Origin of the sequence: Streptomyces bambusae (assembly GCF_020532645.1) — a bacterium.
Classification (GTDB): Bacteria; Actinomycetota; Actinomycetes; order Streptomycetales; family Streptomycetaceae; genus Streptomyces; species Streptomyces bambusae.
This window is the reverse complement of the sequence record NZ_JAJAUZ010000078.1, coordinates 1-18,719: the sequence shown is the minus strand read 5'-3', so window position 1 is coordinate 18,719 and position 18,719 is coordinate 1. Positions and strand designations below refer to the sequence as shown.

Sequence of the window (18,719 nt, the reverse complement as noted above, 5' to 3'; positions counted from 1 at the left end):
CCACTGATCGGCGGGCAGACCACGTGGATCGCGGGCACTTGGCGCCTTGGTGACAAAAGTGACACTGGCGGCAGACCGATCCACCACAGAGCGGAGGACTCAGAGCATGGCCGGCGCGATGCGCAAGATGGCGGTCTACCTCGGCCTCGTGGAGGACGATGGATACGACGGCCCGGGGTTCGACCCCGACGACGAGTTCGAGCCCGAGCCCGAACCGGAGCGGGAGCGCCGGCGGCACCAGCCTCCGCATCAGCCCGCACAGCCGGACGAACCGGTACGAGCCGTACAGCCGCCGGCGCAGCGCGAACCGGTGTCCGTACCGGTGGAAAGCGGACGACCGGCGCGAATCGCCCCCGTGGCGTCCATCACACCTGAACGATCGAGCCTGGAGAAGAACGCCCCCGTGATCATGCCCAAGGTCGTCTCCGAGCGGGAGCCGTACCGCATCACGACGCTGCACCCCCGGACGTACAACGAGGCCCGTACCATCGGGGAACACTTCCGCGAGGGCACCCCCGTGATCATGAACCTCACGGAGATGGACGACACGGATGCGAAGCGACTTGTCGACTTTGCCGCCGGTCTGGTGTTCGGGCTGCATGGCAGCATTGAACGCGTGACTCAGAAGGTGTTCCTGCTGTCTCCTGCTAACGTCGATGTCACGGCGGAGGACAAGGCCCGTATTGCAGAGGGCGGGTTCTTCAACCAGAGCTAGGACAGGCTTCCGGCCCCGGCCGGAAGGAACACCGGGAAAGAACGGCCCGGCCGACTCCGGCCGGGCGGCGAGAGCAGGGGAGAGGGAAGCGCGGGATGGGCGTCGCACTGCAGGTGGTCTACATCGCGCTGATGTGCTTCCTCATCGTGTTGATCTTCCGGCTGGTGATGGACTACGTCTTCCAGTTCGCACGTTCTTGGGAACCCGGCAAGGCGATGGTGGTCGTTCTGGAGGCCACTTACACTGTCACCGATCCACCGCTCAAGCTTCTTCGGCGGTTCATCCCGCCGTTGCGTCTCGGGGGCGTGGCACTCGACCTGTCCTTCTTCGTTCTGATGATCATCGTCTACATCCTGATCTCCATCGTGAGCGGATTCGCCAGATGACCGGGGCGAGGACGACTGGGGACGATACGGTCCTGCCGACTGCCGACGACTACGTAGAGGTGAAGAAGACATGCCGCTGACCCCCGAGGACGTGCGGAACAAGCAGTTCACGACCGTCCGCCTCCGAGAAGGCTATGACGAGGACGAGGTCGATGCCTTCCTCGACGAGGTCGAGGCCGAACTGACTCGTCTGCTGCGCGAGAACGAGGACCTGCGTGCGAAGCTGGCCGCCGCCACGCGTGCCGCCGCGCAGAACCAGCAGCAGCAGAACATGCGCAAGCCCGAGCCGCAGGACCAGCGCGGCCCGGCCGGCCCCGGCGCCCCGGTGCCCGCCGCCATATCCGGCCCGCCGGTTCAGCAGCAGCCCCCGCAGATGGGCCCGCCGCAGCTGCCGGGCGGCGCCCCGCAGCTTCCGCCCGGCCCCGGTGGACACGGTCCGCAGGGTCCCGGCCCGATGGGCGGCCCCATGGGCGGCGGCCCGATGCAGCACCCGATGGGCGGCCAGCCGTCCATGGGCGGCCAGAACCCGATGGGCCAGCCCATGGGTCAGCCGATGCAGCAGCCCCCCATGCAGCAGCCTCCGATGCAGCAGCCGATGGGCCACCAGCCGCCGCAGCTTCCGCAGGGCGGTCAGGGCCCCGGCGGCGACAGCGCCGCGCGTGTCCTCTCGCTCGCCCAGCAGACCGCCGACCAGGCGATCGCCGAGGCGCGCTCCGAGGCCAACAAGATCGTCGGCGAGGCGCGGTCGCGTGCCGAGGGCCTGGAGCGGGACGCCCGCGCCAAGGCCGACGCGCTGGAGCGGGACGCGCAGGAGAAGCACCGCGTCGCGATGGGCTCCCTGGAGTCCGCACGGGCCACGCTGGAGCGCAAGGTCGAGGACCTGCGGGGCTTCGAGCGCGAGTACCGTACGCGTCTGAAGTCCTACCTGGAGTCGCAGCTGCGCCAGCTGGAGACGCAGGCGGACGACTCGCTGGCGCCGCCGCGGACGCCCGCGACCGCGTCGCTGCCGCCGTCGCCGGCGCCCTCCATGGCTCCGGCCGGATCCATGGGCATGGGCGGGCCGGCCCCGATGGGAGCGCCGTCGCCGATGGGTGGCGCGCCGTCCTACGGTGGGCAGCAGCAGATGTCTCCTGCGATGACCCAGCCGATGGCTCCGGTGCGGCCGGCCGCACCGCAGCCGATGCAGCAGGCGCCGTCGCCGATGCGCGGGTTCCTGATCGACGAGGACGACAACTGACGGGCCGCGCGCTGAGCGCGTAGCCGTCGGCAGCAGTCAGGGCCGGGCCCCGACCCCCTTCCCGGGGGGCCGGGGCCCGGCTCTTTTGCCGTGCCGGGCCAAGACATCGGGGCTCCGCCCCGGACCCCGGTCCTCAATCGCCGGACGGGCTGGAATGTGCCCCCTGCCCGGACGTGCCCCCAGCCCGGACGTGCCCCCGGGCCGGATGATGCGGGCGAAATCCAGCCTCGCCGGCGCTTGAGGCGCGGGGTCCGGGGCGGAGCCCCAGTGCGGGAAGGGGCGGGTGGGGGAAAAAGAAAGCGGCGCCCCCGGGGAGGGGGCGCCGCACCTTGGGCGGGGGTTACGCCTTGCGGAGGCGGAACGTCAGGGACAGGGGCTCGTCCGTGAAGGGGGAGCCGTAGGACTCGTCGGCGGGGCCCTCCGCGAAGTCCGTGGCCAGGACCTCGTCCGCGATGAGGGACGCGTGGTCCGTGAGGGCCCGGGTGACCTCGGCGTCCGTGGCGGACCAGCGCAGGGCGATCCGGTCGGCGACGTCGAGGCCGGAGTTCTTGCGGGCCTCCTGGATCAGCCGGATCGCGTCACGGGCCAGGCCCGCCAGCCGCAGCTCCGGAGTGATCTCCAGGTCGAGGGCGACCGTCGCACCCGAGTCGGAGGCCACGGACCAGCCCTCGCGCGGCGTCTCGGTGATGATGACCTCCTCGGGCGAGAGGGCCACCTCCGCACCGTCGACCGTCACGGTCGCGTTCCCGGCCCGCAGGGCCTGGGACAGCGCGGCGGCATCGGCGGCGGCCACCGCCTTGGCGACGTCCTGCACGCCCTTGCCGAAGCGCTTGCCCAGCGCCCGGAAGTTCGCCTTGGCGGTGGTGTCCACCAGCGACCCGCCGACCTCGGACAGCGAGGCCAGGGAGGACACGTTCAGCTCCTCCGTGATCTGCGCGTGCAGCTCGGGCGAGAGCGCCTCGAAGCCCGCCGCGGCGACCAGCGCCCGCGACAGCGGCTGCCGGGTCTTGACCCCGGACTCCGCACGCGTCGCCCGGCCCAGCTCGACCAGCCGCCGTACCAGCGCCATCTGCTGCGACAGCACCGGGTCGACGGACGCCGCATCGGCCTCCGGCCAGGTCGACAGATGCACCGACTCCGGCGCCTCCGGAGTCACGGGGACGACCATGTCCTGCCAGACCCGCTCGGTGATGAACGGCGTCAGCGGCGCCATCAGCCGGGTCACGGTCTCCACCACGTCGTGCAGCGTCCGCAGCGCCGCCTTGTCGCCCTGCCAGAACCGGCGCCGCGAGCGGCGCACGTACCAGTTCGACAGGTCGTCGACGAACGCCGACAGCAGCTTGCCGGCGCGCTGCGTGTCGTACGCCTCCATCGCCTCGGTCACCTGGCCGACCAGCGCGTGCAGCTCGGAGAGCAGCCAGCGGTCGAGGACCGTGCGGTCCGCCGGCGCCGGGTCGGCGGCCGACGGGGCCCAGCCCGAGGTACGGGCGTACAGGGCCTGGAAGGCCACCGTGTTCCAGTACGTCAGCAGGGTCTTGCGGACGACCTCCTGGATCGTGCCGTGGCCGACCCGGCGGGCCGCCCACGGGGATCCGCCGGCCGCCATGAACCAGCGCACCGCGTCCGCGCCGTGCTGGTCCATGAGCGGGATCGGCTGCAGGATGTTGCCCAGGTGCTTGGACATCTTGCGGCCGTCCTCGGCGAGGATGTGGCCCAGGCAGACCACGTTCTCGTACGAGGACTTGTCGAACACCAGGGTGCCGACCGCCATCAGCGTGTAGAACCAGCCGCGGGTCTGGTCGATCGCCTCGGAGATGAACTGCGCCGGGTACCGCGACTCGAACAGTTCCTTGTTCTTGTACGGGTAGCCGTACTGCGCGAACGGCATCGAGCCCGAGTCGTACCAGGCGTCGATGACCTCCGGCACGCGCACCGCTTCGAGCGAGCAGCCCTCGGCGGTGCAGGTGAAGGTCACGTCGTCGATGAACGGGCGGTGCGGGTCCAGGGCCGTCTGGTCCTGCCCGGACAGCTCCGACAGCTCCGCGCGGGAGCCGACGCAGGTCAGGTGGTTCTCCTCGCAGCGCCAGATCGGCAGCGGGGTGCCCCAGTAGCGGTTGCGGGACAGCGCCCAGTCGATGTTGTTGTTGAGCCAGTCGCCGAAGCGGCCCTGCTTGACCGAGTCCGGGAACCAGTTCGTCTTCTCGTTCTCCCGCAGCATCGCGTCCTTGACGGCGGTGGTGCGGATGTACCAGGACGGCTGCGCGTAGTAGAGCAGCGCGGTGTGGCAGCGCCAGCAGTGCGGGTAGCTGTGCTCGTACGAGATGTGCCGGAACAGCAGGCCGCGGGCGTCGAGGTCGGCGGTGAGCCGCTCGTCGGCCTTCTTGAAGAAGACGCCGCCGACCAGCGGCACGTCCTCCTCGAAGGTGCCGTCGGGGCGGACCGGGTTCACGACCGGCAGGCCGTACGCGCGGCAGACCGCGAGGTCGTCGGCGCCGAACGCGGGGGCCTGGTGGACCAGACCGGTGCCGTCCTCGGTGGTGACGTACTCGGCGTTGACCACGTAGTGGGCGGGCGCGTCGAAGGGCACCAGCTCGAACGGGCGCTGGTAGGCCCAGCGCTCCATCTCCTTGCCGGTGAAGGTCCGGCCGGTGGCCTCCCAGCCCTCGCCGAGGGCCTTCTCCAGCAGCGGCTGGGCGACGACCAGCTGCTCTTCGCCGTTCGTGGCGACGACGTACGTGACGTCCGGGTGCGCGGCCACGGCGGTGTTCGACACCAGGGTCCACGGGGTGGTGGTCCACACGACCAGGGCGGCCTCGCCGGCCAGCGGGCCGGAGACCAGCGGGAAGCGGACGTACACCGACGGGTCGACGACCGTCTCGTAGCCCTGCGCCAGCTCGTGGTCCGAGAGGCCGGTGCCGCAGCGGGGGCACCAGGGGGCGACGCGGTGGTCCTGGACCAGCAGGCCCTTGCCGAAGATCTCCTTCAGCGACCACCAGACGGACTCGACGTACTCCGGGTCCATGGTCCGGTACGCGTCGTCCAGGTCGACCCAGTAGCCCATGCGGGTGGTGAGCTCGGCGAACGCGTCGGTGTGGCGGGTCACCGACTCGCGACACTTCGCGTTGAACTCGGCGATGCCGTACGCCTCGATGTCCTGCTTGCCGTTGAAGCCGAGCTCCTTCTCGACGGCGAGCTCGACGGGCAGGCCGTGGCAGTCCCAGCCGGCCTTGCGGGCCACGTGGTAGCCGCGCATGGTGCGGAAGCGGGGGAAGACGTCCTTGAAGACGCGGGCCTCGATGTGGTGCGCGCCGGGCATGCCGTTGGCGGTCGGGGGGCCCTCGTAGAAGACCCACTCCGGGCGGCCCTCGGACTGCTCCAGGGACTTGGCGAAGGTCTTGCTCTCCTGCCAGAACTCCAGGACGGCGTGTTCCAGGGCGGGCAGGTCGACCTGAGCGGGGACCGGGCGGTACTGCGGCGGTGTGGTCATGAGGCTGAACTCTTCCTCCGGCGGGCTGTCGTCTCCGTCCGGAGGGACGAGAGCGCGCAGCTCCCGCGGTACCACCCTCCTTGGCCGCCGGGGCGTCCGAACGCCCGGTGGCCCCCTCATTGGGGCGCGAGCCGGTTCTACTCGCCGTACGGGATCCTGCGGGCCCCGTGCGGGCTTTCTTCCGGCGGCTCCGGGGTGATCCTTCACGTCGCGCTCGCCCCCGGGCTCTCACCGTCCCCGGGTCGCTCCTGGCTGCGTCCGACGCTACTCGTCCCCATCCATGCCTTTCGCTGGGCCCAGTGTAAGGGCCGGGGGGCGGGTCGGCAGACCGGTTTACGGGGCGCGCCGCGGGGCGCGCGGGGGCCGGTGGGCCTCCCCCGAATGGCCCGACGCGCCCGCGGTCGCGTCGGGTGCCACGGGCCGGGCGGATTACCCGGCGGTGATCCGGGAACAAAGGAGGCATATCCCGCCGGCCGTGCGTGCCCCGTTGCCGCGGCGCCGGAGTCGATTTATCGTCCCAGCACGATGCGCGTGCAATATCACGATATGTGAAGGGGCCGCGGCCATGGTGGCGAAGAAGACCGCCGAGACGAAGCCGGCGCCTGCGAAGGCCGCCGGAACGGCCAAGGACGTGTCGGGCAAGAAGAGCACCGCCACGGCCGCGAAGCCACCGCGTAAGGCGGCTGCGCACAAGAGCACGGCGAAGCCGGCGGCCGGCGGCGCCGGCCCGCCGGTGGACGGAACGGTGCACGTCAAGGCGACGGCGGAGGTGGCCGCGGCGCAGGTCGCGCACACGGCTCCGGTCCGGCCGGCGGGCGTGGCCCGTGCGGCGTACAAGACGGCGGCGCCGCCCCCTGCGCCGGAGCCGGCCGCTCCGGCCCGGAAGGCCGCCGGGCGCAGGCGCACCGGGAAGGCCGCCGGGGCCCCGGCGGCTGCCGTGGCGCCGGTGGACGGCGCAGTGCACGTCAAGGCCACGGCGGAGGTGGCCGCGGCGCAGGCCGCGCACACGGCTCCGGTCCGGCCGGAGGGTGCGGCGCGCGCCGCGTACAAGACCGCCGAGCCGCCGCACCGGGCTCCCGCGGAGGCCGAGGCGAAACCGGCGCGCGGAACGGCGGGGAAGCCGGCGGCGAAGGCCGGAGCGAAGACCGCAGCGAAGGCCGGGCCGGGGAAGCCGGCCGGGAGCGCGGCGAAGAAGGGGCCGGCCGGGGTGGCCGGGACCCACGGGAAGGCGGCCGAGGCCGCCGGGCAGCAGCGGAAGCAGACGGGAGCCGAAGTGGCGGCCAAGAAGAGCACCGGCACGGCAAGCGGATCGGCCCGCACCTCCGCGGCCCGCAAGACGGCCACGGCCGCCACCAGCGGGCTGGCCAGGAAGCGGACCGCGGAGCCCGTCGCGCCCGGCGAGCTCGCCGTACGGCCCGGGGAGGACCCGTGGACCCCGGCGGAGGTCGAGGAGGCGCGCACCGAGCTGAACGAGGAGGCGGAGCGGCTGCGGGCCGAGCTGCACGCCTCCGAGGAGGCCATCTCGGGGCTGATGCGGGACTCCGGCGACGGCGCGGGCGACGACCAGGCCGACACCGGCGCGAAGAACATCACACGCGAGCACGAGCTGTCCCTCGCCTCGAACGCCCGCGAGATGCTGGAGCAGACCGAGCGGGCCCTGGAACGGCTCGACGCCGGCACCTACGGTCTGTGCGAGAGCTGCGGCAACGCCATCGGCAAGGCCCGCATGCAGGCCTTCCCGCGCGCCACCCTGTGCGTGGAGTGCAAGCAGAAGCAGGAGCGCCGCCACTAGTGGCGGCCGCGGAGGCGTGACGTACTCTCGTTCTGGTCGAGCACCTAGGCGAGGGACATCCACGTGGCAGAGGCGGAGAGCATCACCGAGACGCCGGAGGCCGGGGCAGCCGGGCCGGAGGCCGGGCAGCCCGCGGGGCGGCGCCGGATCGCGGTCCTGCTGGTCGTCGCCGTGCTCGCGTACCTGCTGGACCTGGGCACCAAGATGCTCGTGGTCGCCAAGCTGGAGCACCATGCACCGATCGAGGTCATCGGCGACCTGCTGAAGTTCGAGGCGGTCCGCAACCCCGGCGCCGCCTTCGGCTTCGGCGAGGCGTTCACGATCATCTTCACGATCATCGCCGCCACGGTGATCGTGGTCATCGTGCGGCTGGCGCGCCGCCTCTACAGCCTGCCCTGGGCGATCGCGCTGGGCCTGCTGCTGGGCGGTGCGCTGGGCAACCTCACGGACCGGATCTTCCGGTCCCCGGGGGTCTTCCGCGGTGCCGTGGTCGACTTCATCGCCCCCGCCCACTTCGCGGTCTTCAACCTCGCGGACTCGGCGATCGTGTGCGGCGGCATCCTCATCGTGCTGCTCTCCTTCAAGGGCCTGGACCCCGACGGGACCGTCCACAAGGACTGACGCGGGCGGGCCCGGCGGCGGCGTCCGGCATACTCGACGGGTGAGCACGATTCCCGAGATCCGCACCCTGCCCGTCCCCGATGGCCTCGAAGGCGAGCGCGTCGACGCCGCCATCGCCCGTATGTTCGGGTTCTCCCGGACCAAGGCGGCCGAGCTCGCCGCCGCCGGCAAGGTGTCGGTCGACGGCAGCGTCGTCGGGAAGTCCGAGCGGGTGCACGGCGGTGCCTGGCTCGAGGTCGAGATGCCCGCCCCGCCGCGGCCCGTCGAGATCGTCGCCGAACCCGTCGAGGGCATGGAGATCGTCCACGACGACGACGACATCGTCGTGATCATGAAGCCGGTGGGCGTCGCCGCCCACCCCAGCCCCGGCTGGACCGGCACCACCGTGATCGGCGGCCTGGCCGCCGCCGGCTACCGGATCTCCACCTCCGGCGCCGCCGAGCGCCAGGGCATCGTGCACCGCCTCGACGTGGGCACCTCCGGCCTGATGGTCGTGGCCAAGTCGGAGCGCGCCTACACCTCGCTGAAGTACCAGTTCCGCGAGCGGATCGTGGACAAGCGCTACCACACCCTCGTCCAGGGCCACCCGGACCCGATGAGCGGCACCATCGACGCGCCCATCGGCCGGCACCCCCACCACGACTACAAGTGGGCCGTGATCCAGGACGGCAAGGCCTCGGTCACCCACTACGACCTCATCGAGGCGTTCCGCGCGGCCTCCCTGCTCGACATCAAGCTGGAGACGGGCCGCACCCACCAGATCCGCGTGCACATGTCCGCCCACCGGCACCCCTGCGTCGGCGACCTCACGTACGGTGCCGACCCGACCATCGCCAAGCGCCTCGGCCTGACCCGGCAGTGGCTGCACGCGGTGCGCCTCGGCTTCGAGCACCCGGCCGACGGCCAGTGGGTCGAGTTCGCGAGCACCTACCCCGCCGACCTCCAGCACGCGCTGGACGTCATCCGGGCGGAGAGCGAGTGACCTCCGCACCCCGGGTGTCCGTCGCCCGGACCGACGAGGACCGGGCGGCCTGCTTCGCGGTGCGCCGCGTGGTCTTCGTCACCGAGCAGCAGGTCCCCGAGGAGATCGAGTACGACGCCCACGACGCGACGGCCGTGCACCTCCTCGCCCGGTCCGCCGACGGCACCCCGCTCGGCACCGGCCGGCTGCTCACCGGCATCGAGGGCCCCGGCACCGGCTCGCTGGGACGGCTCGCCGTCACCCGCGCGGCCCGCGGGCTCGGCATCGGCGCGGCGCTGGTCCGGGCCATCGAGACCGAGGCCGCCCGGCTCGGGCTGACCGCCGTGGACCTGCATGCGCAGACCCGGGCGCTCGGCTTCTACGAGCGGCTGGGGTACGAGGCGTACGGGCCGGAGTTCGAGGACGCGGGCATCCCGCACCGGGCGATGCGGCGGAGCCTGGTCTGACCGTGCGGCCGGCGCGGGCCTGAGGCGCCGCTCCCGGCCGCCGCGGCGGTGCGTCCCGCATGCGCCGGTTGTCCGGGCCGGCGTGGCAGGGTGGCCGGGTGGATCAGCTCTCGCTCTTGTTCCTGTTGCTGCTCGGAGCGGTGGTCATGGTGCCGCTCGGGGACCGGCTCGGGCTGCCGGCGCCGGTCCTGATGACCCTCGGCGGAGCCGGCCTCGCCCTGCTGCCGGCCGTCCCCAACGTCGACGTACCGCCCGAGTACATCCTCCCGCTGGTCCTGCCGCCGCTGCTCTACGCCTCCGCGCAGCGCACCTCCTGGCGGCAGTTCGCCGCCAACGCCCGGCCGATCCTGCTGCTCGCGGTGGCGCTCGTGTTCGTGACCACCGCTGCCGTCGCCGGGGTGGTGCACGCCCTGGTGCCCGGGCTGCCGCTGGCCGCCGCCGTCGCGCTCGGCGCCCTCGTCGCACCGCCCGACCCGGTCGCCGCCACCGCCGTCGCGGGGAGCCTCGGGCTGCCGCGGCGGCTGGTGTCGATCCTGGAGGGCGAAGGCCTGTTCAACGACGTCACCGCCATCGTGCTCTACCACGTGGCCGTGGCCGCCGTGGTCAGCGGCTCCTTCTCGTGGCCCGACGCGCTCGCCGAGTTCGCGCTGTCCGCGGTGGTAGCCGTGGCCGTCGGGCTGGGCCTCGGCTGGTGTGCTGCGCGGCTGCTGGACCGGCTCGGTGACGCCACCCTGGAGATCGGGCTGACGCTGCTCGTCCCGTTCGTCGCGTACGTGCTCGCCGAGGAGTTCCTCGGCTCCGGAGTGCTGGCCGTGCTCACGACGGCGCTGTTCCTCGCGGAGTACGCGACCGACGCCGACGACGTGCTGGGGCGGCTGGCCGGGCACACGTTCTGGGAGGTCGTGGACACGCTCGTCACCGGGGTGGCGTTCGGGCTGATCGGACTCGAACTGCACCACGTGTTCGGCACGGTGGCCGACCGGGGGACGCAGACGCTGGGCTGGGCGGCGGCCGTGGTCGCCACGGTCGTCGTGGTGCGGCTGGCGTGGCTGCTGCCGGCGGCCTGGCTCGCGAAACGGCTGCACCGGCGGCGGGACTACGACGAGGAGATCCCGCTCAGCTGGCGGGAGAGCGTGGTGATGTGGTGGGCCGGGATGCGGGGGGTGGCGTCCGTGGCCCTCGCGATCGCGCTGCCGTTCCGGACGGCGGACGGGGACCCGTTCCCGCACCGGGAGGTGCTGGTCTTCTTCGCCTTCGCGGTGGTCATGAGCACGCTGGTGGTGCAGGGTCTGACGCTGCCGCGGGTGGTACGGGTGCTGGGGGTGCGCGGGGACGACGACGCGGAGCGCGGGTACGAGCGGGAGCTGGCGGTGCGGGCGGCCCGGGCGGCGAAGCGGCGGCTGAAGGAGATCGAGGAGGCGGAGGACCTGCCGGAGGACCTGATGGAGCAGCTGCTGCGGCGGGCGTACGACGTGGGGGCGCGGATCAGTCCGGACATGGTGGACGAGGAGCGGCGGGAGGCGTACCGGAAGCGGGTGGAGCGGCTGCGGGCCGTGCAGCGGATCCAGCGGGAGATGATGTCGGCGGCGCGGCGGGAGGTGCTGGCGGCGCGGAGCGAGCCGGGGGCGGATCCGGAGGTCGTGGACCGGGTCCTGCGGCACCTGGACGTCCGCAGCCTCCGCCCGTGACGGGGCGCGCCTCAAGATCCGGGGCTCCGCCCCGGACCCCGCGCCTCAAACGCCGGCGGGGCTGGAATTTGCCCGGCGGGGTCGGCCTGCCGAGCGGGACCCCCTGCCAGGGGCTCCGCCCCCGCACCCCCGGTCCTCAATCGCCGGACGGGCTGGATGTCGCTACGGGCGGGGCGGGGCCTCGGACGTGGTCAGGCGGGGGAAGGCGTAGGGGTGGTGGAGGTGGAGCCACGACGTGAGGTGCTCGCGGACCTCGCAGCGGAGGGTCCACAGGTCGTCGGAGTCCTTGGCCGTCATCGTCGCGCGGACCTGGATCGCCGTGGCGGTGGCGTCCGTGACGACGAGGGCGCTCTTGCGGCCGTCCCACGCGGGGCGGCGCCGCAGGTAGGAGTCCAGTTCGTCCCGCAGCAGCGGCACCGGCGCCCCGTGGTCGAGGTACAGGAAGACCGTGCCGGTCAGCTCCGCCCCGCCGCGCGACCAGTTCTCGTACGGCTTCGACGTGAAGTACGAGACCGGCATGGTGATCCGCCGCTCGTCCCAGGTGCGCACCACCAGGAAGGTCAGGGTGATCTCCTCGACCGTGCCCCACTCTCCGTCCACCACCACCGTGTCCCCGATCCGCACGGTGTCCCCGAACGCGATCTGGAGGCCGGCGAACAGGTTGCCGAGCGTGGACTGTGCGGCGATGCCCGCGACGATGCCGAGGATGCCCGCCGACGCCAGCACGGAGGTGCCGACCGCCCGCATCGCGGGGAACGTCAGCAGCATCGCGGCCACCGCCACCACGCCGACGACCGCCGTCACCACCCGCCGGATCAGGGTGACCTGGGTCCGCACCCGCCGGACCCGCGCCGAGTCCTCGCCCGCCCCGGCCGCGTAGCGCGCGTACCCGGTGTCGACGGCGGCCGTGACCATGCGGACCAGCAGCCAGGCCGACGCACCGATCAGCAGCAGCGTCAGGACCCGTTCCACCGCCCGTTCGTGACCCGTCAGAACCCGGGCCCGGCTGTGCGAGCCGAGCAGCAGGGCGAGGCCGAGCACCAGCTGGAACGGCACCCGGCAGCGCCGCAGCAGGCCCCACAGCGGGGTCTCCGGATGCCGCCCGTCGGCCCGGCGCAGCAGCAGGTCCAGCAGGGATCCGGCGATCAGGGTGAGGACGAGCGCGCCGCCGAGCACGGTCAGGGGGCGCAGCAGGCTTTCCACGGGAACCACCTCCTCCTGGCACGATAGGGGCATGAACATCATGCTCTTCCACTCGACGTACGGGCTGCGGCCCGCGGTGCACGCGGCGGCCGACCGGCTGCGCGCCGCCGGGCACGAGGTGCACGTGCCCGACCTGTTCGAGGGGCGCACCTTCGAGACCGTCGAGGAGGGCATGGCCTTCCAGGAGGAGACGGGACGCGACGAGCTGCTCAAGCGGGCGGTGCTCGCGGCCGCGCCGTACTCGGAACGCGGCCTGGTCTACGCCGGGTTCTCGTTCGGCGGTTCACTCGCCCAGCACCTGGCGTTCGCCGACGAGAAGGCCCGCGGGCTGCTGCTCCTGCACGGCACCTCCGACATCGCGGACGACGTGTCGGTGGACGACCTGCCGGTGCAGCTGCACATCGCGGACCCCGACCCGTTCGAGACGCACGACTGGCTGACGGCCTGGTACCTGCGGATGCAGCGGGCCGGCGCGGACGTCGAGGTGCACCGATACCCGGGCGCCGGCCACCTGTTCACCGACCCCGGCCTGCCGGACTACGACGCGGAGGCCTCCGAGCAGGCCTGGCGCTCCGCCCTGGGCTTCCTCGACTCCCTCTGAGCCGCCCGCCGGGCCCGGCTGCGGTCAGGGGCGGTCCGACGGCCGGTGGCTGAGCCACCGGCCGATGCAGGTGTCGGCCGTCGTGCGGCCGTGGTCGGCGCAGAACGCGCGGGCGGCCCGTCCGTCGGTGAACGGCCCGGGCGCGTACACCACCCAGTAGCCGGGCTCCAGCGAGGCGTAGTCGGCGCTGCGCAGGACCTGGGCCTGCGGGATCTCGGCGCGGACGGCCGCCAGCCGGCGGTCCCGGGCGGCGGTCCCGGAGCTCTCGGGTTCGGAGTGCAGCTGGGCGATCCAGCGGTCGCCGAGGTCCGCGGGCGTGCGGCTGGGCGCCGGCGTGCCGGACGGCGTGGGGCCCCCGGTGCCGGGACGGCCGGTGGCCGAAGCGTGCCCGCCGGCCCCGTCCGGACCGGTGGCCTCCGGCTTGAACAGGGTGTATCCGCCCAGGCCGAGCACGGCGAGGAGGGCGGCCGCGGCCGCTGCGGCGAGCGGGCCGCGCAGGCGCGACCGGGTCCGCGGCGGTGCCGGATCGAGCCGGGTGGGCCGCGCCGTCCCGACGGTGGCCAGCGCCTGCCAGCCCTGCGTGGGCACCGCCGGTCCGGATGCCTCCGGCCACGGGGGTACGGGGCCGGCGCCCGGGGCCGCGTCGGCCTCGGCGGGCGCTTCGGCCCCGGCGGCCTCGGCGGGCGCTTCGGCGGCGAGCCGCAGCAGGTCGTCGAGCGCCGGTGCGCCGGGCCGGGCGGCCGGGTCGTGGACGAGCACGGCGGCCAGGGCGGGGGTGAGCGCCCCGGCCCGCACCGGCGGCGGCACGGGCCCGTCGAGTACGGCTGCCAGGGTGGCCAGGGTGGTCGCGCGGCGCATCGGGCTGACGCCCTCGACGCTCACGTACAGCATCATGCCCAGCGACCAGAGGTCGGAGGCGGGCAGGTCCTCGCCCCGGATTCGCTCCGGCGCCAGGTACTCGGGGGTGCCGATGACCTCGCCGGTGAGGGTGAGCGAGCCGTGGTCCTGGAGGGCGGCGATGCCGAAGTCGGTCAGGACGGCGGAACCGTCCGGGCGGAGCAGGACGTTGGCGGGCTTCACGTCCCGGTGGTGGATCCCCGCGGCGTGCGCGGCGCGCAGGGCGGAGAGGATCTCGCGGCCGGTGCGCGCCGCCTCGGCGGGGGAGAGCGGGCCGCGTGCCAGGCGCGCCTGGAGGCTTTCGCCGGGGACGAGCTCCATCACGAGCCAGGGGTGCGGGCCCTGGGTGGCGACCTGGTGCACGGTGACGACGTGCGGGTGGCTGATCCGGGCCAGCGAGCGGGCCTCGCGCAGGATCCGCTCGTTCAGCACGCGGGCGGTCTCCGGGCAGTCGCGCGCGGCGTTGGGCCGCACCTCCTTCAGTGCCACCTCCCGGCCGAGGGTGGTGTCCCGGGCCCGCCAGACGGTGCCCATGGCTCCGCTGCCGAGCCGGTCCAGCAGCTCGAACCGTCCGTCGATCAGGTCACCCGGCGTGCTCATGGCCGCCACGTTAGGGCAGGCGCGGACCGGCCCGCCCGCCGGGTCCGGGTGCGCCGGGCGCGGAGGGGGGGCACGGAGAAGGGGCACGGTCCGGCGGGTGCCGGGCCGTGCCCCTTTCCTGTTGCCGCACCGCTCACGCGGCAGCAGGCGTTCAGCCGCGGTAGGCGGTCCAGCTGCTCTGCATGCGGCTCACCTGGCCGGCGGTGAACTGGTACATGCACGCGTCGTACGTGTAGTCCATGAAGTTGTGGATCGGGTCCACGCCGGCCTTGGAGGCGCAGGTGTCACGGCCGGTCGGGCACGCGGAGGCCGGGGACTTCTCGGCCGGGGTGTCCGAGACGTAGTCGCCGCTGCCCGTGCAGCCGCCCTGGAAGGTGTGGTACAGGCCCATCCAGTGGCCGACCTCGTGGGTGGCGGTGTCGCCCTGGTTGTAGTTGGCGGAGGATCCGCCCGGCAGGGACGCGTCGAGGAGGACGACGCCGTCCATCTCCGGGTCGCCGCTGTACCAGCTCGGGAAGGTCGCCCAGCCGAGCAGGCCGCCCTGCAGGTTGGCGGTGTAGATGTTCAGCGCGTTCGCGCCACCCTTGCGGAGGGTGGTCTTCATCTGGGTTTCGGCCGTGGAGCCGTCCGCCAGGTTGTACCAGGAGGCGTTGTCGGTGTAGTCCGTCGACACCAGCTGGAACTGGAAGTTGCTGTTCACGTTGCCGGTGCCCTGGCCCGCGAAGGCGGAGTTCAGGACGGCCATCTGGTTGCTGACGGCGGTGGCCGAAAGCTTGCCGGTGGTCCCGGAGTGGATCACGTGGAAGTAGACCGGGATGGTGGTGACGGCCTCGGCACGGGCCAGGCTGCGCGGGGACTTCGCGTACTTGGAGAGCTTGGCCTTCAGGTCCGCGTCCATGGCCTTGGCCTGCGCGTCCGACAGGGCGTTGGGCTCGTCGTGCGCGTGGCCGTCCTTCGGGCGGGCGACGCGGGCGTTGGCGGCCGAGGCGTCTTCGATGCACTGCTCGGCGCCGGTCTTGGGCGCGGCGGAGACCATCGTGGGGGCCGAAAGAGGACCGAAGGCCAGGGCGCCGGCGAGCACGGCGGTGCCCAGGACGCGGCGACGGAGGGTGGGGGATATGCGGGCGAGAGCGCGCACGTGAACTCCTCGCGAATAAGTGGGGGGTCGGAGGTTTTCCTCGTTGGCGCGGAGTTTACGTGTGCATGTCAGGCCAGAGTCAAGGATTTTCGGTCACGGAACGATCAAGCCACCCGGAGCGTACTCCGGACGGCATGATCACCGAAAGAATTTGATGCTCCGTTAGATAGCACCGGAGCCCGGCCGGTCCGCGGTGGGCGGACCGGCCGGGCTCCGGCGTGCGGGCGCGTCTCAGCGGACCGGCTGGTACACCCGCTCGACCTTCTGCGTGCCGCTCAGCGTCCGGTACGACCGGGTCCACGCCGAGGTGGCGTCGGCCCGGCGCTTGTCGGACAGCACGTAGTAGTCCATCTGCGACTGCGCGGCGGTGATGTCGAGGACGCCGTAGCCGTGCGAGTCCATGTCCACCCACTTCACGTGGCGGTTGGCGGCCTTGACCGCGGTCTCGGCGACCAGCGACACCGTGCGCGGGGCCACGTGCAGGATGTCGTCGATGTTGTCGGAGCTGACCGACGTGACCACGAACTCCGTGGCGGCGGACCGGGACAGCGGGTAGGTGGCCGCCGTCACCGGCACGTCGTTGGCGAAGGCCATGTGGATGTCACCGGTGAGGAAGACCGTGTTCTTGATGTTCTGCCCGGTCAGGTGGCCCAGCAGCTCCTTGCGGTCGTCCGTGTAGCCGTCCCACTGGTCGACGTTCACGGCCAGGCCCTCCTGGGGCAGGCCCAGGAGCTCGGCCAGCGGGCCGAGGAGGTGCGCCGGCACCGAGCCGAAGGCCATCGGGGAGATCATCACCGACGTGCCGACCAGCTTCCAGGTGGCGTTCGACGAGGACAGCCCCGACTTCAGCCAGTCCAGCTGGGCCCGCCCGGTCAGCGTGCGCGACGGGTCGTCGACCGTGCCGCTGCCCGTCTTGGCTTGCTGCGAGCGGAACGAGCGCAGGTCGAGGAGGTGCAGGTCGGCGAGGTTGCCGAAGCGGATCCGGCGGTAGGTGGTGCCGGCGATGGACGGCCGGACCGGCATCCACTCGAAGTAGGCCTGCTTGGCGGCCGCGACCCGGGCCGCCCACTCGCCCTCGGCGCCCGGGGTGTGGTTCTCCGCGCCGCCCGCCCAGGCGTCGTTGGCGAACTCGTGGTCGTCCCATATCGCGATGACCGGGTGCACGGCGTGCAGGGACTGGAGGTCGGTGTCCGTCTTGTACTTGCCGTGCCGGGTGCGGTAGTCGGCCAGCGTGACGATCTCGTGCTTCGGCTCGTGCTGCCGGACCACGTACTTGGCCTCGGGGTAACCCCCGGTGCCGTACTCGTAGATGTAGTCGCCGAGGTGCAGCACCGCGTCCAGGTCGGAGCGGGCCGCCAGGTGCCGGTACGCCGCGAAGTGGCCCGACTCCCAGTTGGAGCAGGACACCACGCCGAACCGGACCCCCGGGGCGGACGCGTCGTGGGCCGGGGTGGTGCGGGTGCGGCCGACCGCCGAGACGGTGCCGCCCGCGCTGAAGCGGAACCAGTACGCGGTGGCCGGTGCGAGCCCGCGGACGTCCGCCTTGACGGTGTGGTCGGAGGCGGCGGTGGCCACGGTGGTGCCCCGGTTCACGATCCGGGAGAAGCCCTTGTCCTCGGCCACCTCCCAGCTCACCTCGGTGTCCGGGCCGAGGCCCGAGCCCGGCACCGCGTCCGGAACGGGAGTGACGCGGGTCCACAGCAGGACCCCGTCGGGAAGCGGGTCGCCGGAGGCGACGCCGTGGAGGAAGGCGGGAGCGCCTGCCTCGGCCGCATGGGCGGTCGCCGTCCCCAGGGCGGCCTGTGCGGCGAGCGGAGCGAGCGCGGCGGTGGCGGCTGCGGCCTTGACGACCGTACGGCGACGCGGCGCTGCGGCAGAAGAGGAGTGAAGACTGGTCACGGATGATCATATTACTGACCGGTATTGACTCTCTGACAGCCCTCGGACACACAACGGGCGGGCGAACCACGAAAGTTCGCCCGCCCGTCCCCCGGGATTGCCCCGATGTCAGCCCTTCAGGGCCTTGTCGACCGCGGAGTTGAACGCATCGAGGGTCTGCGGGATCTCGATCTTCTTGCCGTCCATCTTCAGCGTCGGGGTGCCCGTGACCCCGCTCTTGTCGAACAGCTTCGACATCTCGATCGCCCAGCGGTTGTACGTGCCGTCCTCGACTGCCTTCTTGAACGCGGCGTTGCCCTTCAGGGCGGGCACCTGGTCGGCCACCTTCAGCAGGTAGTCGTCCTTGGCGAACTTGTCGTCGTTCTCCGCCGGGTGGTTCTCCTTCGAGTACAGCGCCGACTTGTACGCGAGGAAGGCGTCCGGGCTCACGTTCAGGGCCGCACCCAGCGCGCTCAGCGCGTTCTTCGAGCCGGTGCCGGAGAGCCCGTTGTCGAGGAAGGTCGCGCCGATGAACTTCAGCTTGTACTTGCCGGCGTCGACGTCCTTCTTGATCTGCTCGCCCGCGACCTGCTCGAAGGTCGCGCAGACCGGGCAGCGGGCGTCCTCGTACAGCTCCAGCGTCTTCTTCGCGGCCGGCTTGCCGAGGACCACGGTGGTGCCGTTCTCACCCTCGGTGTTCTTCGGGGTGACCAGCTGCGCCTTCGGCGCCTCGTCCCACTCGCCGGACTTGTTGCCCTGGACGACCGCGTAGCCGATGCCGCCGGCCAGCGCGAGGGCCGCGACGACCGAGCCGGCCACGATCACCTGGCGGCGCGCCTTGTCCTTCTTCTGCTGCCGCTCGCGCTCCGCGCGCATCCGCTCGCGGGCCGCGTCCTTGTTCGCCTTGCTGTTGCGGTTGCTCATGACTGTTCTCCGTGGGTGTCGCAAAAAATGGTGGGGGACTGCCGTGCCTGGTCAGGCGCCGAACGGCGCCGGCACGGGCGGCCCCCGCCGGCCCACGGAGTGCACGGGGAAGCGGCTGCGGACG

General features: G+C 72.5%; 15 protein-coding genes. 9 read left to right on the top strand and 6 right to left on the bottom strand.

The window, feature by feature from the left end:
• Window positions 1-106 precede the first annotated feature (106 nt).
• From LG634_RS33170 to LG634_RS33160, 3 genes are all read left to right on the top strand, one after another.
• Window positions 107-715 (top strand): cell division protein SepF, encoded by a 609-nt coding sequence (locus LG634_RS33170; RefSeq protein ID WP_226739482.1) that lies wholly within the window; start codon window positions 107-109, stop codon window positions 713-715.
• A gap of 95 nt (window positions 716-810) precedes the next feature.
• A complete protein-coding gene (locus LG634_RS33165) occupies window positions 811-1,101 on the top strand; it encodes a YggT family protein (protein WP_226739480.1) in 291 nt (96 codons plus the stop codon).
• 70 nt (window positions 1,102-1,171) lie between these two features.
• Window positions 1,172-2,338 (top strand): DivIVA domain-containing protein, encoded by a 1,167-nt coding sequence (locus tag LG634_RS33160; RefSeq protein WP_226739478.1) that lies wholly within the window; start codon window positions 1,172-1,174, stop codon window positions 2,336-2,338.
• A gap of 340 nt (window positions 2,339-2,678) precedes the next feature.
• Here LG634_RS33160 and ileS read toward each other — a convergent pair whose 3' ends face one another.
• The gene (gene ileS, locus LG634_RS33155) at window positions 2,679-5,825 is read right to left on the bottom strand and encodes an isoleucine--tRNA ligase (protein WP_226739476.1); all 3,147 of its coding nucleotides are present in this window, start codon (window positions 5,823-5,825) and stop codon (window positions 2,679-2,681) included.
• A gap of 565 nt (window positions 5,826-6,390) precedes the next feature.
• On the opposite strand from ileS, the gene LG634_RS33150 reads away from it, so the two are divergent.
• From LG634_RS33150 to LG634_RS33130, 5 genes are all read left to right on the top strand, one after another.
• The gene (locus LG634_RS33150) at window positions 6,391-7,617 is read left to right on the top strand and encodes a TraR/DksA family transcriptional regulator (protein WP_226739474.1); all 1,227 of its coding nucleotides are present in this window, start codon (window positions 6,391-6,393) and stop codon (window positions 7,615-7,617) included.
• Between the two features lie 63 nt (window positions 7,618-7,680).
• On the top strand, window positions 7,681-8,238 hold the full coding sequence (gene lspA, locus LG634_RS33145) for a signal peptidase II (protein ID WP_226739472.1): 558 nt from the start codon (window positions 7,681-7,683) through the stop codon (window positions 8,236-8,238).
• A 40-nt stretch (window positions 8,239-8,278) separates the two neighbouring features.
• Window positions 8,279-9,220 carry an RluA family pseudouridine synthase gene (locus tag LG634_RS33140; protein ID WP_226739470.1) on the top strand — a complete coding sequence of 314 codons (942 nt, stop codon included), beginning with the start codon at window positions 8,279-8,281 and terminating at the stop codon, window positions 9,218-9,220.
• A complete protein-coding gene (locus tag LG634_RS33135; RefSeq protein ID WP_226739468.1) occupies window positions 9,217-9,666 on the top strand; it encodes a GNAT family N-acetyltransferase in 450 nt (149 codons plus the stop codon). Before LG634_RS33140 ends, LG634_RS33135 begins: the two co-directional genes overlap by 4 nt.
• Before the next feature lie 98 nt (window positions 9,667-9,764).
• Window positions 9,765-11,354 carry a Na+/H+ antiporter gene (locus LG634_RS33130; protein ID WP_226739466.1) on the top strand — a complete coding sequence of 530 codons (1,590 nt, stop codon included), beginning with the start codon at window positions 9,765-9,767 and terminating at the stop codon, window positions 11,352-11,354.
• A gap of 162 nt (window positions 11,355-11,516) precedes the next feature.
• On the opposite strand, the gene LG634_RS33125 is transcribed toward LG634_RS33130, so the two are convergent.
• Window positions 11,517-12,557: a mechanosensitive ion channel family protein gene (locus LG634_RS33125; protein WP_226739464.1), complete on the bottom strand. Its 1,041-nt coding sequence runs from the start codon at window positions 12,555-12,557 to the stop codon at window positions 11,517-11,519.
• 31 nt (window positions 12,558-12,588) lie between these two features.
• On the opposite strand from LG634_RS33125, the gene LG634_RS33120 reads away from it, so the two are divergent.
• A complete protein-coding gene (locus tag LG634_RS33120; protein ID WP_226739462.1) occupies window positions 12,589-13,158 on the top strand; it encodes a dienelactone hydrolase family protein in 570 nt (189 codons plus the stop codon).
• Between the two features lie 24 nt (window positions 13,159-13,182).
• Here the strand turns inward: LG634_RS33120 and LG634_RS33115 are convergent, their stop codons facing one another.
• From LG634_RS33115 to LG634_RS33100, 4 genes are all read right to left on the bottom strand, one after another.
• Window positions 13,183-14,655 (bottom strand): serine/threonine-protein kinase, encoded by a 1,473-nt coding sequence (locus tag LG634_RS33115; protein WP_226739461.1) that lies wholly within the window; start codon window positions 14,653-14,655, stop codon window positions 13,183-13,185.
• A 151-nt stretch (window positions 14,656-14,806) separates the two neighbouring features.
• On the bottom strand, window positions 14,807-15,793 hold the full coding sequence (locus LG634_RS33110) for a zinc metalloprotease (protein ID WP_226739459.1): 987 nt from the start codon (window positions 15,791-15,793) through the stop codon (window positions 14,807-14,809).
• 231 nt (window positions 15,794-16,024) lie between these two features.
• Window positions 16,025-17,692, bottom strand: coding sequence for an alkaline phosphatase D family protein (locus LG634_RS33105; RefSeq protein WP_226739457.1), 1,668 nt, complete (start codon window positions 17,690-17,692; stop codon window positions 16,025-16,027).
• Between the two features lie 108 nt (window positions 17,693-17,800).
• Window positions 17,801-18,595: a DsbA family protein gene (locus LG634_RS33100; RefSeq protein WP_226739455.1), complete on the bottom strand. Its 795-nt coding sequence runs from the start codon at window positions 18,593-18,595 to the stop codon at window positions 17,801-17,803.
• Between the last annotated feature and the right edge of the window lie 124 nt (window positions 18,596-18,719).

What these genes read in the sequence shown, in the direction of transcription:
- LG634_RS33165 (WP_226739480.1), top strand. Translation starts at nt 811, where the DNA reads ATGGGCGTCGCACTGCAGGTGGTCTACATCGCGCTGATGTGCTTCCTC.
- LG634_RS33170 (WP_226739482.1), top strand. Translation starts at nt 107, where the DNA reads ATGGCCGGCGCGATGCGCAAGATGGCGGTCTACCTCGGCCTCGTGGAG.
- LG634_RS33160 (WP_226739478.1), top strand. Translation starts at nt 1,172, where the DNA reads ATGCCGCTGACCCCCGAGGACGTGCGGAACAAGCAGTTCACGACCGTC.
- LG634_RS33100 (WP_226739455.1), bottom strand. Translation starts at nt 18,595, where the DNA reads ATGAGCAACCGCAACAGCAAGGCGAACAAGGACGCGGCCCGCGAGCGG.
- ileS (WP_226739476.1), bottom strand. Translation starts at nt 5,825, where the DNA reads ATGACCACACCGCCGCAGTACCGCCCGGTCCCCGCTCAGGTCGACCTG.
- LG634_RS33115 (WP_226739461.1), bottom strand. Translation starts at nt 14,655, where the DNA reads ATGAGCACGCCGGGTGACCTGATCGACGGACGGTTCGAGCTGCTGGAC.
- LG634_RS33150 (WP_226739474.1), top strand. Translation starts at nt 6,391, where the DNA reads ATGGTGGCGAAGAAGACCGCCGAGACGAAGCCGGCGCCTGCGAAGGCC.
- LG634_RS33120 (WP_226739462.1), top strand. Translation starts at nt 12,589, where the DNA reads ATGAACATCATGCTCTTCCACTCGACGTACGGGCTGCGGCCCGCGGTG.